12 protein-coding genes and 1 pseudogene are annotated in these 12973 nt (G+C 42.4%); 4 read left to right on the top strand and 9 right to left on the bottom strand.

What is annotated here, in order from left to right; all coding sequences use genetic code 11:
* Positions 1–261: 261 nt before the first annotated feature.
* The 3 genes and pseudogenes from ACO05V_RS06120 to ACO05V_RS06110 all read right to left on the bottom strand — a co-directional run.
* A pseudogene (locus tag ACO05V_RS06120) lies at positions 262–372 on the bottom strand (hypothetical protein); the annotation flags it as partial.
* A gap of 139 nt (positions 373–511) precedes the next feature.
* Complete coding sequence (locus ACO05V_RS06115; RefSeq protein ID WP_421848534.1) at positions 512–1483, bottom strand: heparin lyase I family protein; 972 nt, start codon at positions 1481–1483, stop codon at positions 512–514.
* Between the two features lie 186 nt (positions 1484–1669).
* The gene (locus ACO05V_RS06110; protein ID WP_421848532.1) at positions 1670–3148 is read right to left on the bottom strand and encodes a hypothetical protein; all 1479 of its coding nucleotides are present in this window, start codon (positions 3146–3148) and stop codon (positions 1670–1672) included.
* A gap of 205 nt (positions 3149–3353) precedes the next feature.
* On the opposite strand from ACO05V_RS06110, the gene ACO05V_RS06105 reads away from it, so the two are divergent.
* Positions 3354–4565, top strand: coding sequence for an IS256 family transposase (locus ACO05V_RS06105; RefSeq protein WP_421856882.1), 1212 nt, complete (start codon positions 3354–3356; stop codon positions 4563–4565).
* Between the two features lie 21 nt (positions 4566–4586).
* Here the strand turns inward: ACO05V_RS06105 and ACO05V_RS06100 are convergent, their stop codons facing one another.
* The 3 genes from ACO05V_RS06100 to ACO05V_RS06090 form a co-directional block, all read right to left on the bottom strand.
* Complete coding sequence (locus tag ACO05V_RS06100; RefSeq protein WP_421848530.1) at positions 4587–5612, bottom strand: hypothetical protein; 1026 nt, start codon at positions 5610–5612, stop codon at positions 4587–4589.
* A 457-nt stretch (positions 5613–6069) separates the two neighbouring features.
* Complete coding sequence (locus ACO05V_RS06095; protein ID WP_421848528.1) at positions 6070–8154, bottom strand: phage/plasmid primase, P4 family; 2085 nt, start codon at positions 8152–8154, stop codon at positions 6070–6072.
* A 122-nt stretch (positions 8155–8276) separates the two neighbouring features.
* Positions 8277–8945 (bottom strand): hypothetical protein, encoded by a 669-nt coding sequence (locus tag ACO05V_RS06090; protein ID WP_421848526.1) that lies wholly within the window; start codon positions 8943–8945, stop codon positions 8277–8279.
* 772 nt (positions 8946–9717) lie between these two features.
* Between ACO05V_RS06090 and ACO05V_RS06085 the strand changes: the two genes are divergently transcribed.
* Complete coding sequence (locus ACO05V_RS06085) at positions 9718–10098, top strand: type 1 glutamine amidotransferase domain-containing protein (RefSeq protein ID WP_421848524.1); 381 nt, start codon at positions 9718–9720, stop codon at positions 10096–10098.
* An 81-nt stretch (positions 10099–10179) separates the two neighbouring features.
* On the opposite strand, the gene ACO05V_RS06080 is transcribed toward ACO05V_RS06085, so the two are convergent.
* Positions 10180–10476, bottom strand: coding sequence for a Dabb family protein (locus ACO05V_RS06080; protein WP_421848522.1), 297 nt, complete (start codon positions 10474–10476; stop codon positions 10180–10182).
* Between the two features lie 165 nt (positions 10477–10641).
* Here ACO05V_RS06080 and ACO05V_RS06075 point away from each other — a divergent pair, with 165 nt between their 5' ends.
* Together ACO05V_RS06075 and ACO05V_RS06070 are read left to right on the top strand one after the other, a co-directional pair.
* On the top strand, positions 10642–10833 hold the full coding sequence (locus ACO05V_RS06075; RefSeq protein ID WP_421848520.1) for a LysE family transporter: 192 nt from the start codon (positions 10642–10644) through the stop codon (positions 10831–10833).
* A 26-nt stretch (positions 10834–10859) separates the two neighbouring features.
* Positions 10860–11231 carry a LysE family translocator gene (locus ACO05V_RS06070; protein ID WP_421848518.1) on the top strand — a complete coding sequence of 124 codons (372 nt, stop codon included), beginning with the start codon at positions 10860–10862 and terminating at the stop codon, positions 11229–11231.
* A gap of 43 nt (positions 11232–11274) precedes the next feature.
* On the opposite strand, the gene ACO05V_RS06065 is transcribed toward ACO05V_RS06070, so the two are convergent.
* Both ACO05V_RS06065 and ACO05V_RS06060 read right to left on the bottom strand, forming a co-directional pair.
* Positions 11275–12108 carry an AraC family transcriptional regulator gene (locus ACO05V_RS06065; protein ID WP_421848516.1) on the bottom strand — a complete coding sequence of 278 codons (834 nt, stop codon included), beginning with the start codon at positions 12106–12108 and terminating at the stop codon, positions 11275–11277.
* 39 nt (positions 12109–12147) lie between these two features.
* Entirely contained in the window at positions 12148–12954 is an 807-nt protein-coding gene (locus tag ACO05V_RS06060) for an endo alpha-1,4 polygalactosaminidase (protein WP_421848514.1), read from the bottom strand.
* Positions 12955–12973: the final 19 nt, after the last annotated feature.

Genomic DNA, 12973 nt, shown 5'->3' with positions numbered 1-12973 from the left:
AATTAAAGTGGGTACCCATATAACAGGGTCTAACTGATGTGTTCTTGAGATCAAGTTACCCCATAGATTCTGATGAGCCTTTAGCTTCTTTTGTTGTTGCAGCTAGTGACAGTATTGCAGCTACTTTGCTATTAATCTCTATATAAGCTTTGGTTTACCAATAACCCCTTTTATGCTGCAATGGTTACACTTAGCGTCATAAAAGTATGGGTATTACAGATCGCGCATAGTGATGACTTCTTTAGTTCTAAGGCCGTGAATCTAACGGTGATATTTTTTCCAAAAGGCTGGGCTAATCGGTCCCGTAGAGTCTCCACCATGGCGTTTACATCGACCATTTTGAAGGTTGCCCTTGTGCTTAGAGAGGCAGCCTGAGCGCGTTTTGGAAAAGTACTTAGGTTAATTATATTAACCATAATATGGCCTTTATAGTCCTTCTGTACTATTCGTTTTTGCTCGTAAACCACTGTTGTAGTTAAGTACTTTTAGAACAATATAATTATTACCAATGCTATTTTATGGTTTTAGTTATCTTGTCGAAGAAGACTACTTGGTCTGATCTAGGCTCGCCCATATAACTTACCTTATAGTTATAAATACCCATCTTCAATTTGACCTTTCCCCCCCTTTTAATGGTGGCGTGATTTAATCGCTGATAAACTTTTTCTCCGTTTACAAAAATCTTCATTTCTCCTCTTTTATCTGAATATACTGCAATCTCATATTTAATATCGATCCAGTTATCCACTTGCTCTAATGCTGGAATAACGTTATTTATTTCGATTACCCTCGAGACAGTCCAATCAAAGTCATCATATATCTGGAATTTTATGCTTTCATCAGCTGCCCATGTAAGCATAATAGGACTAGAGTAATGGTTGCCTGTAACTGAGTTCAGCTGACCTAAAAATACAGTAGGGTAGCCATTTTGTTTAAGGTTAGTGGTTTTCGGTATAAACATTGAATATTCGTAAATTACAGTTACTCCTGATGAAGCACCTGTCCCATCATAAAATTCAACTCGAGATCGGTCTGAAGTGCAGTCATCATGACCATCATCACGACTGCATGAGTTAGGTTTAACCGTAATTTGTATCATTTTTTCCCCATCTTTTGGACTGACGTCTGCATTTCCACCGACTATCAAACATCCTCCGTTAGGGACTGTTTTTTCATGGCTTAAACTAATTCGAAAGTTTGTGACTTTTGGGATTGTTGACTTATGTTTGCATCGACTAACTGTATTTGACTGACCCAACGGGTCACTAACGATTAGTTCCAATTTACCTACGTTTTTTTGATTTATCCCACAGCTTAAGCCTCTACTAGTCACCTCTTCAAGATATGCTGGCTCATCTGGCTTACTCATCAGCAAACGACAAACAGTTTTGTCACTCCAGCCCCTCATATCTTGAGACAACGCTGGTGTTGTAATCAATGATGCAGTCAGTAAACAGATCAACCGAATAAAGAAATTCAACATAGCCACCTCGATTTAATATACGTGCTTAAAGCTTTGTGATGCTCACTGCAGATACTACTAATAACCGCCATAAAGCTTTAAGGTCAGATTCATCAATACTAGGAGTACATAAAAGATATGTAAAATAGGTATGCTGGTGACGTCGGTAATTTTGGCAAGTTCTCATTATTGCGCACCAATTTTTAATTACTTAATTCGACCATACTTAAGAGGTATGTAACCTAATTTTGCTGTGTCATAGTGTCTAGATTTCGCTGCGTTAATGACTATGATTCGTGAGTTATCCATATCCATTGCTATCACCTGCCCGTTGTAACCAAGCATTACCATTATTTTTTGATCATTTAAACCATAGAAGTCTGTCCAAAACTGGCCAGCATAGGTCTTTGCTGTATGACCAAAAGTCGGATTTCCCCAGTTTAAATCGGCCGAATTCCAACTATGAATCCTTTTATTAGTCGGTACCCGACGATTATAAATCTCTTTCAGATAACGACCCTCGCAAGTATCATTCTGCCAATCATCCATCATTGCCTTTGCGATACGGAGATAATCGTAACGTGTAGCACTTACCCCATAACGGCCAGCACCCTGCTTTATGCGCTCGTCTATTGGTGGAGGATATATCCGATTGTCTAGCGGATTCATTAATATATAAATGGGATGTTTTATTCTAACTTTTCTTTGATAAAAGTTAGCAATGAAAGTGTCAAAATCTAAACCTACACGATGCATCATGTAGTTAAACAAAACGTCAGATGTTAAGTTGCTGTAAGAATATTTAGCCGCGCCGATTGGCTTTGTATTGGCCAGTTCTAGCGAGTTTCTTGCAGCGGTCCTTAAAGGAGCGAGGCCATGAATATGTCGGCCCGTTTTAATAAACCGTACTTCTAAGCTCCTTATAACATTAGCATCACCAGCCGTCATATTTAAAAGCCTAATCAAAGGCTGTCCGTAGTAAAGTGTGTTTTCCATTAAGGGCCAATCTGATATTGGAGCATCTATAGAGCTAATGTAACCTTCGCAAATCGCATGGCCAATTAGATAGGACGTTATACTTTTACCCATTGAGTGAGATGAAAAGTAAGAACTATTATCCAATACCATTGAAAAGCGGCCATCGGGGGGCATTGCATCATAAATTACTAAGCCATTTTCATAATACAGATAGCTGAACGCCGTTTTAGTCCCCATTTCACGATCAATAACTTTATGTTGTTCAATCTTTTTAATGAATTCGACTGGGTTGTCAGACGGATCTACTTTGTATGCTTCCTGCAGTCGCAAACGCAGTGTATCGTTTTTCTTATAATAATAAGCAATGGTTACATCGTTTGGCTGCCGTTCAACCTTGTCGGGCAATTCAAACCTGCTGCCATAGAATATTGTTATATCCGATTTGGACTTAGAAGACTTGGGCTTAGAAGATTTAGATTTAGTAACTTTGATTTGAGCTTTGCATTCAAGCCCACGACTGCTAGCCTCTTCTACATAAGCTGCGCCACCATTACTTTCGACTAGACGGCACACAGTCTTATCAGACCAGCCTGATATGTCTTGAGACAATGCGTGTGTTGCAATTAATGATGATATGAGTACGCAGACGATACGGATACAAGAGTTCATGATTACTGCCCTTAAAGTTTCTCTAATCAATAATGACATTTATATATATCATTCAGTATGCGCAACAACACGGAGTTAACGAGACGGGAACATTGAGCAACGGAGTCTGAATGGATCTTTAGTGGAGAAGGAGTTATTCACAGAAACGAAACTCTTATTCTTATTACCAGAGAGACTGTAACTAATTTTGTGTAACTACCTATCACAACATATTCTATAGAGAATTAAGGATAGGTAGATGCAAATGAACCAAAAAGAACTGGAAGCCTTCGCAAAAGAAGCCGCCAAAGGCATTAAAACGCCTGAGGATCTTAACGAATTTAGCCAAATGCTGAAGAAGATTACCGTTGAGGCGACCTTGAATGCAGAGATGGATGAGCATCTGGGTTACGAGAGACATCAAAAATCCTCGTCAACCAACAGTCGTAATGGTAAGAACAGTAAGCGTATTAAGACGGAAGATGGTGAGTTTGAACTGGATACGCCTCGTGACCGCGAAGGTTCTTTTGAACCAAAGCTGGTCAAAAAGCACCAATCCCGCTTTACTTCCATGGACGATAAAATCCTATGGCTCTACGCGCAAGGTATGAGCACCCGAGACATCGTCAATGCCTTCGATGAATGGTACGGTGCTGAGATATCTCCGACACTGGTATCACGTGTTACCAACGCGGTGATCGAGCAAGTAACTGAATGGCAAGCACGCCCCTTGGATGCCATCTATCCCATTGTGTATCTTGATTGTATTGTGTTGAAAATCCGCCAAGATAAGCGTGTTATCAATAAATCGATTTTCTTGGCACTCGGTATCAACACCGACGGTCATAAAGAACTCATGGGCATGTGGATTGCTGAGAACGAAGGGGCTAAGTTCTGGCTAAACGTCCTCACTGAGCTTCAGCAGCGTGGTGTAGAAGATATTCTCATCGCTTGTGTTGATGGTCTAAAAGGCTTCCCAGAAGCCATCAATGCCGTTTTCCCACAAACCAGCATTCAACTGTGTATCGTGCATATGGTACGCAACTCATTGAAGTATGTATCATGGAAAGACTACAAAGCGGTGACGGCGGACTTAAAGCAAGTTTACCGCTCTGCAACGGAAGAAGAAGCCTTGTTGGAGTTAGATCGTTTCGCAGGCGTCTGGGACGATCAATACCCGCAAATCACCAAATCGTGGCGCAATCACTGGCATAATCTTAATACACTGTTTAGTTACCCTGACGATATCCGCAAAGCGATCTACACAACGAACGCTATTGAATCACTGAACAGTGTCATCCGTAGAGCCATTAAAAAACGTAAAGTCTTCCCAAGCGACGATTCTGCGAGGAAAATGGTTTATCTTGCCATTAGAGAGGCCAGTAAAAAATGGACAATGCCCATTCAAAACTGGCGCCAAGCGATGAGTCGATTTATTATTGAGTTCGAGGAGCGACTCGAAAAGCACCTTAACTAAATGGTAGTTACACAGAATCTGTTACAGGGTCTTACCAGACGTGTGAAGGTTAGAACCCTTTACTTTTACAGGTGATGTATTTCTATCAAACCCATTACCAGCGTTATGACAGGCAGCGGAACCATGAATAAGTCTTAGACCTCTATCTTTTTTAGGTTTTCCATAATTATTCGAAGACCCAAACTTGAACCCTGAACCATCTCCACTGCTCTTTGTTGGATGTCTTCCGTTACCAATCGAACTTGAATAATAAATTCTAAAAGAGATATCCGTATTTTCAATATCCATTCCAGTTCCTGCCTTCCAAAAATCAAATCCATCATCAGAGTTATGATGTCCATGAGCATCAATTAATGTCACGTTATAAACACCATACTTCACACCAAACCCATCAGCATTTCCTCCCTTAGAAGTATCTGGACCCGACCCAGTTTCATTATATCCGTTATAAGATTCCACACTAACGATACAAACGTTATGGCTACCCTTCGTTTTTAATCTCACACCCGAACCATCACGACTTGTAGGGTTTAATACACCTGTATTACCAATTTTCGAATTGTGTAGTACCGAATTACTGGACAGCTGTACCCCTATATTTCCCGCATTAATAACTTCAACATTACTTACTACGGAACCGTCAACTATTATCCCAACATCAGAGAGTGTAGAGTCAATTACAACTCCCTCTTCTCCAATCATTAAAGATCCAGCAAATACAGGTATAGGGCTCACAATCTTATAAATTCCCTTTGAAAATATGACTGTGTCATAGTTTAAAAACATCTTTTCCATCAACCATTTTGTGGTGGGAAACGTATCTGGAGTAACGGTAATCGACTTTCCCTTTATACCTATGCTTCTGACCCTTTCCCGACAATTTTGAGGGTCTCCCATTCTTTCTATAAGGTCCCACTGATCTTCGCTCACTCCTTGAATATATTTGAAGGGTAGTAATGGTTTAGACACGTTTTTCTGGGCACTGCCGCATCCAAGACCTCTACTAGTCACCTCTTCAAGATATGCTGGCTCATCTGGCTTACTCATCAGCAAACGACAAACAGTTTTGTCACTCCAGCCCCTCATGTCTTGAGACAGCGCGTGTGTAGCCATGAATGACGCAGTCAGTAAACAAACAACCCGAATACAGAAATTCAACATAGCCACCTCGATTTAATTTATGTGCTTAAAGCTTTGTGATGCTCACTGTAGATACTACTAATATGAGGTTGTCATTGATATAGGAAGAATTCCAATTTTAAGCCTTACAGCACTTCATAAGTGGAGATAATAAGCATTGACAGCAATCCAGTGTCGTATGAGCGAACGCGTCTTAGAGTATCGCTGTAAGGTTCTTAATCAATGTTGGAAGAAGTGTGACTATGGATTTGGCAAAGCATTACTCATTTCATCAACGATCTTTGTTTTATATTTAGCACCTAATTTGAAGCCTTACCTAGGACCTTGGGTAGGTGCCGTCTTATTTAATTCAAGTATTCAGTGGCTAAAAGCCTGTTAGATCTTCTTGTAGCCTCAGCCCTGAATACATAGAACCTTTTGACGCCCTAGACAGTAATATGCCTTTTTCTTCGAGCTTCTGTTTGAACTTCCTATTGTTGACTACGTACTCACCATTTGCCAGCGCCCAAAGTTTGAATGAGTTATAAAGAACAGAAGACTGCTCCTCAGCATTCACATCTGTGATGCAGCATTCCTTAATCCAACCAGAGATAACATCCATTTCAGATTTATAGGCCTTGGTAGCGTTGTCGACAACATCGCATCTACCCAAGCCTTCAACTAACCATATTCGACATCCTTCCAATGCCCAGTTCAGAATTCCAGAACTTTCAGCAAGCAACTTAGCACTTAAGTCCTTGTCCTGCTGTTCAGGTGCCACAGACACTCCAAAAGGAATCAGTCTAATGCGTCGCCAAATGCCAATGTCGTTTCCCTGAATGTAAGGCTTGTGGTTACCACTGATCCACAATTTGAAATTAGGCTTAAACTCGAAGTACTCATGGCGTAAAAAACGAGCTGTGATCGTGTCGCCACCAGTTAGCTGCTTGAGCTCGGATTCATTGAACCTCGAACCTTCTTCAGTTTCTGTCGTGGCCACAAAGCGACTACCTCTTAGCCTAGCAGTGTCATTGTTAATGGATCCTTTCCCTTTGGTCATAAAGGTCGAGACCTGCGCTTGTTGAGCGTAATCTCCAAGGATGGTTTGCAAGGTGTTAACAAAAGTACTTTTACCATTGGCCCCGATACCATAAAGAAAGAACAGCACTTGCTCGCTTGTGTCGCCAGTTAAAGAGTAGCCAACAGATCGTTGAATGAAGCGAATCAGCTCATCGTCACCCAGCACTTGATCGAGAAAGCCTAACCACGTTGGGCATTGGGCAGCTGAGTCATAAGTCACGGTTGCCTTTTTGCTTAAATACAGGCTTTTAGTTGATCCCGTTAATAAGCTCCCGCTATTTAGAGAAACCACACCATTGTTTACACCTAAAACGAAATTGTCAGTATCGAGATGACAGGCAGAAAGCGGTATACCTTCTTCCGTCTTGGCCAAGTCGATCATGGCGCTTAAGCTTCTCTGGCTTTCAGAAGTTCGAGCATGTTTTTGTGCATCAGACCTAAGGTTATCGTCAGATATTGCAGCGGCTTCGTTGTTTATTCCAATGGCGGTTTTCTTGGCCAATCGCATGACCTTACCATCTTCATCGAGAACCCAGCGATCACCGTCCCAGTACATCCACTTCTTCATTTCGTGCAAGTAACGAACGGTCTCGCCGTGTGATCGAACCAGACGCTTAGAGTTTCCTAAGTCAGTGTTATTGATTGTGCCGGGTTCATATCGTTCGTAGACGCCGTGAACAATCACCATTGCCTCCTTTTGAGGTAGCGGAGGAACGCATTGTTTGGCTAAGTGTAGTATCTCGCCAACAGCGAACTCAAGCGCCATATCTCGAGCACGAAAAGAGCTTGCTAGCCTAAATAACTCATCGTTTCGACTACCTTTAAGAATAGGGAAGTCATCAAAGTCATCGAAAGAAGTATCATTGGCCGCAGCCAACTGCTTGCTAAGCTTGCCTTGTGCCAATACATCAATCCAGCACTGGGGAAGCTCCTGCGCTTCGATGTCATTCTCGACGTAATAGGGGTTGCCATTGATTACAGACCCAGCTGCGAGAACATAACCACCTTCTGTTTTTATATCGATTCCTGGGCGGATGCCTATCGTGTTTTTAATTCCATCTCTCGGGTGTTTGAAATATAGATGGTAGCCACCGGACGGCGTGACGATCTTTCGGGTATTTAGTGGCCCTAGCTCAAATTCAAGCGCCTCCATGCTGGCAAGGCCACCTGCGCCATTCTTGACGTCAACATCGATTACCAATAGGTCAGCTTTTGCACCAGTGGCTAGACCTATGTTTGCTTTAGGGCTTTGCGCCCACCATTGTTTTATTACTTCTTTATCCGCCGATGCGTCATAAAAGCCACGGCTTGTTAGGGGTATCTTTTTATTAGGTACGCATGGAAACACAGGGTAGCCTTGTTCTATGATGTCTCTTGTTCTTTGTTCCATTTTAACTCCAGTTATTAAATATACATTTGAAATTGCCAGCTGAAGATTGCTGGGCTAATGTAATTTTAACTTTCCAAATTGGCAACAAAGATGTTGGCAACCAACTTTAGGTATTTGCCAAATCAACTCATTCTTATTTTATTTACCCTTGCTCTAAGGGTCCTTTCGCTTCTATCAATGTTAGATCTTTTGTAGCAAGTACGTGCAATGTGAGAGTCTGTATGGCCGGGACCTTCTTTTGACATCTCTAATACACAAGCATCAAAAGGCTCATACACAAGCTCAGCTTCCTGTCGTCTAGCTACACCACCAGCTCTTCCTGAAGCTGCCTGTTTATCTGCAACAGTAATGGCATGTGTAATCAAGGAAAGCGTCTCAAGCGGCTGTGAGTCAGCCTCATAACTTCCAAAGGCAGGATCGGAGAGGCCTGTTTCATCACCATAGAGGTACTTGACCTCTTCAGAGTAATCCGAACATTCCCGCTTTAACAACACTCCCAGCAACTCAATCTCAATCTTAATGAACTCACGGTAGAATCGTTTGAAGTCAGAAGAATCAACATCAGTAGAGCGGTCAAAAGCTTCAGCTACTTCGATAGCACGGTCTAAACCCTGACTATTCTCATTACGAAGGGCCTCACGATATGAATCAGCCAGCAAGCCGATCCCTTCACTATTTTGTATGTAATCAAAGTCAGGGTTGAGCATGTTCCCAGACCTAACCAATTCATCCTGAGCTAGCTGCTGTATAAAATACAATCTCAAGACCCTTTTGATGTCTGTAATACCCATATCTTTTACCCCTAAAATGACACTAAGTGTAACCATTGCAGCATAAAAGGGGTTATTGGTAAACCAAAGCTTATATAGAGATTAATAGCAAAGTAGCTGCAATACTGTCACTAGCTGCAACAACAAAAGAAGCTAAAGGCTCATCAGAATCTATGGGGTAACTTGATCTCAAGAACACATCAGTTAGACCCTGTTATATGGGTACCCACTTTAATTAGCTACACCCCCAGATCCACCAAACAGCACTGCAAATACCAAAGGGCTAGACACGGAATAACCACCATCAGAACCACCGCTGAGGCCTCCATACAAGCTCCCTGAGGACACTAAAATACCAACCTAAGCCTGTGTATTGGTGATATAAATTAACCCCTTAGGGTGCTTATAGGCCCTCAAATGGTCCATCATAATCTCTAGGTTTATCAATAGGTTAGGCACAGTAAGAATGAACCCATCCCTCGAGTCCTACTGGACCATCTGAGACCCATATATAGCCTGTCGGTTATGCCATCAATTAAGCTTAAACAGCCTCTGTACTGGCCCATTAGGACACGCTGAATGTGTTGACGGTTAGTGGGTCTTGCCGTGTGTGAAGTCATGTAGTTATCACTGGAGTGAGGTGGTTGTGAGAGGCTATGGGATTAGGTGTTTGACAGACCTGTAAACCACAGGTGTGAACCAAAATGATCCTCTTGATCAGCTTGAGAGTCACTGATATAGTTAAACTTGCTTGTATTTAGGGGCTTCTGGCTCTATCCATTAGGTATCGGACTTGAGGGATTGCCCACTTTGGGATCTAACCGAAAACGAAGAATCTATTGCCTTGATCGAAAGCTTCATCAAAGCGAACAAGCCAATCTCTTCTGTTTGTCACGCACCAAGCGCTTTCTTGAATATTAAAGACGCTGACGGCGAGTACTTCATCAAGGGCAAAACCGTCACCGGCTTCACTAACAGCGAAGAAGCAGCGGTTCAATTAACAGAAGTTGTGCCTTTCTTGTTAGAAGATGAAATGAAAAAACGCGGTGCAGATTACAAAAACACCGCTGACTGGACACCATTTGCGGTTCAAGATGGCTTGATGATCACAGGTCAAAACCCAGCAAGCTCTGAATTAGTGGCTGAAAAATTATTGGCTCAATTGGCTAAATAAACGCTAATTGCAAAGGCACTAAAAAAACCGCTTCAAGATGACTTGAGGCGGTTTTTTCTTATAGCCCAGTGGATGGAAACGTTATAACGCGTAATCAAATACGATGATGTCTTCCATAATGGGGCCTAACTGAGCTTTCAAAGCCTCATGTTCAGGATGAGGAAGATAATGATGTAAAGCGGCTTCATCAACAAAAGTCATAAACACGCAATGGCTATAGTCTTTATTGCGCCCTTCAGAACTGATATTTAAGCCCCATTCAACCGATTCAATACCATCGATTTTACTCTTTATCGCTTCGAAGTTAGCCAAAGACGTCGCAATATCGGTTTCACTGGCTTGCTCTTTATACTTAATAAACAACACATGACGAATCATAAAGACTCCTGTTTAGATAAATGATTTATCAAAATCATACTCCGCCTTCCATGCCAAAAAAACGCGAATCGGAAACAATCCTTAATAAGGTCAATTTTGTTCAATACGTGAGATTCCTAAAAAACGATAGTGAGCGCCTGTTGATTATTATTCTAGGAATACCTGATGACTCTCTCGTTAATTACTTCTATGTCTTTGTTTGCCTTGGCGGCGTCTTTGTCACCTGGGCCGGTGAATCTTGTCTCGCTGAGTGGCAGTGCTCGTTATGGAATAAAAACTGGGCTTATTTTTGTGACGGGAGCGACGCTCGGTTTTATTGTGCTGTTTTTACTGATTGGCTTTGACTACATTACCTAATCGATCAGTTAAGCTGGATCACCCAAGTGTTGCAATGGTTAGGTATCGCCTTTCTTCTGTATCTGAGTTATCAGCTTTTCACCGACAATGGCGAACTCACCCCGGATAAGCACAACAAGGCACCAACCTTTATGACGGGTGCGATTATGCAATGGCTCAATCCAAAAGCGTGGTTAGCCTCGTTGTCTGGTATTGCCGCTTACATTCCTAATGCGGAAGCGACAGAGGTGATGGTTTTTGCGAGTTTATATTTGCCAATTTGTTGGCTGTCTTTAGTCATTTGGGTGTGGGTAGGAAAAATACTTGGGCAATATTTCCAAAGCCCAGCAAAGATGCGCATGCTGAATAAAATCTTGGCGATACTGCTGGCAGCAAGTTGTGTGTTGATACTTGCCTAGAAGATAAAAAGTTTAGAAGCTAACAGGCCTAGAAAGCGATGAACTAAGAAGAAACCGAACGACGATACTGATCTGGCGTTGCTGCTACGCGTTGCTTAAACACGCGCTGAAAGTGCGCCTGATCACTAAAGCCAATCGTCTGTGCCACATCAGCAATGGTTTGGCCTTGTTTCAACGCTTGCTGACCGAGTTGAACACGACGATTCAAACGATAAGCATGAGGCGTCATATTGAAATGACGCTTAAACGCGCGAACCAAATAACCCGTACTGAAACCAAACTCAGCACTGATTTGTTCAATCGAAGTGTCTTGTAAACAATGTTGGTTTAAATAATTCGCCACCTGATACAGTTTATTTTCAGGCAAGGCTGTGGAAGCTTCACCCTGCTCTGCCGCTAACAAAGTGAATAAATTCACCAGCATGGCTTCTAATATTAAGCCTTTTTCAGCCGACGAAAGATCCGTCGACATTAGACCGTCACACAATTCAACAAACGCCTGATACATCTGCACTGACAGCAAAGTATCAGACAAGGTATCTTGCCAATTTTGTGTCGGTCTTATGCCATGAGAAAACAACAAGGACGTCAGCCAGTCTTTATCCAAATGCATCATGTAATAAGCCCAAGGGGAATCTTGGCGAGGATTACAAGCATGAACCACATTTGGGTTCATCATGACCAAAGCGCCCCGCTCAACCGCGTGTAAACGATCCGCACAGAGAAATTCACTCTGACCTTCCAGAATGGCACCAATCGACCACTCTTGATGGGAATGCGGTGCATAGCTGACCTTTCTGCCATCCAATACTTGGCGCAGTTCGACATAAGGCAAAGCCGGATCTCGCCAAAAAATCGGATGGGTAGAAGGTGTCATCTTATCTTCCTATCAATCAAGCCGTTTAGGTCAAATAATTTACGGTAAGCAGCTGAAGCGAAACGTGTCATCCAGCGCTTTAGGCAGCACTAAGGTACTGAACTGTAAGCGTTTTGATTGTTTGCATACGCCATTACGCTCTGATTCATCATCCACATAAATGCGACGATACTCCGCATTCAATACGGGTTTACCGGCTTTAATAAAGCTGGAATAAGAACGGCATTCGGAGTATTCAAAGCATTGCTCAGTGATGGCAAAATCAAAGTCACTGCTCAGTGCCCGTGCCTGATCAGGGTCGTTTTTCAAACCAATCGCCAAGCCTCTGTTGTGAGCCTCTGCCGCTAAAAAGCGATTGTAATCCAATTGGTCATTGGCTCGGAAAGAAAAACCTGTATTAGTTCGGTAACTGTCGACGTTGTCTGGCTCAACGCCATCACACCCTTTTGAGACGGCTAAATCAAGACGACGGATCATCACATCACGCACTTGGCTAGAGCGAATCTCTAACCAACGCTCATTATCCCAACCACTCAAAGTTTTCCCTAAATCTTTGTCGGCAAAATCCGCTGCGTCAGGTCGCCAATCTTCGTATGAGCCTGCTGAAAAATAACAAATAACTTTTTTACCAGAAGCTTGCAGACGTTGAATCAATTCGACAGACGAATCAAATAAATCAATGTCGTATAAGTCCACGTCATAACCTTCGTTTACAACACCATCAAGCTGCCATTGCCAAGTCACGGAAACCGGTGGACGATACCAATCATCCGCCGCATAAAGAGGGAAAAAGAGAGACGAAAGCAACACACACAACACAGAGAATGGAAAAAGTAGAACGCGCATAGTGGACTCCATATGCTCA

It is taken from the genome of Marinomonas sp. (assembly GCF_965225885.1).
GTDB lineage: Bacteria > Pseudomonadota > Gammaproteobacteria > Pseudomonadales > Marinomonadaceae > Marinomonas.
This window is presented reverse-complemented; position numbering and strand designations above follow the sequence as displayed.

What these genes read in the sequence shown, in the direction of transcription:
- ACO05V_RS06060 (WP_421848514.1), bottom strand. Translation starts at nt 12,954, where the DNA reads ATGCGCGTTCTACTTTTTCCATTCTCTGTGTTGTGTGTGTTGCTTTCG.
- ACO05V_RS06100 (WP_421848530.1), bottom strand. Translation starts at nt 5,612, where the DNA reads ATGAGTAAGCCAGATGAGCCAGCATATCTTGAAGAGGTGACTAGTAGA.
- ACO05V_RS06115 (WP_421848534.1), bottom strand. Translation starts at nt 1,483, where the DNA reads ATGTTGAATTTCTTTATTCGGTTGATCTGTTTACTGACTGCATCATTG.
- ACO05V_RS06090 (WP_421848526.1), bottom strand. Translation starts at nt 8,945, where the DNA reads ATGGGTATTACAGACATCAAAAGGGTCTTGAGATTGTATTTTATACAG.
- ACO05V_RS06075 (WP_421848520.1), top strand. Translation starts at nt 10,642, where the DNA reads ATGACTCTCTCGTTAATTACTTCTATGTCTTTGTTTGCCTTGGCGGCG.
- ACO05V_RS06105 (WP_421856882.1), top strand. Translation starts at nt 3,354, where the DNA reads ATGAACCAAAAAGAACTGGAAGCCTTCGCAAAAGAAGCCGCCAAAGGC.
- ACO05V_RS06080 (WP_421848522.1), bottom strand. Translation starts at nt 10,476, where the DNA reads ATGATTCGTCATGTGTTGTTTATTAAGTATAAAGAGCAAGCCAGTGAA.
- ACO05V_RS06065 (WP_421848516.1), bottom strand. Translation starts at nt 12,108, where the DNA reads ATGACACCTTCTACCCATCCGATTTTTTGGCGAGATCCGGCTTTGCCT.
- ACO05V_RS06095 (WP_421848528.1), bottom strand. Translation starts at nt 8,154, where the DNA reads ATGGAACAAAGAACAAGAGACATCATAGAACAAGGCTACCCTGTGTTT.
- ACO05V_RS06110 (WP_421848532.1), bottom strand. Translation starts at nt 3,148, where the DNA reads ATGTCATTATTGATTAGAGAAACTTTAAGGGCAGTAATCATGAACTCT.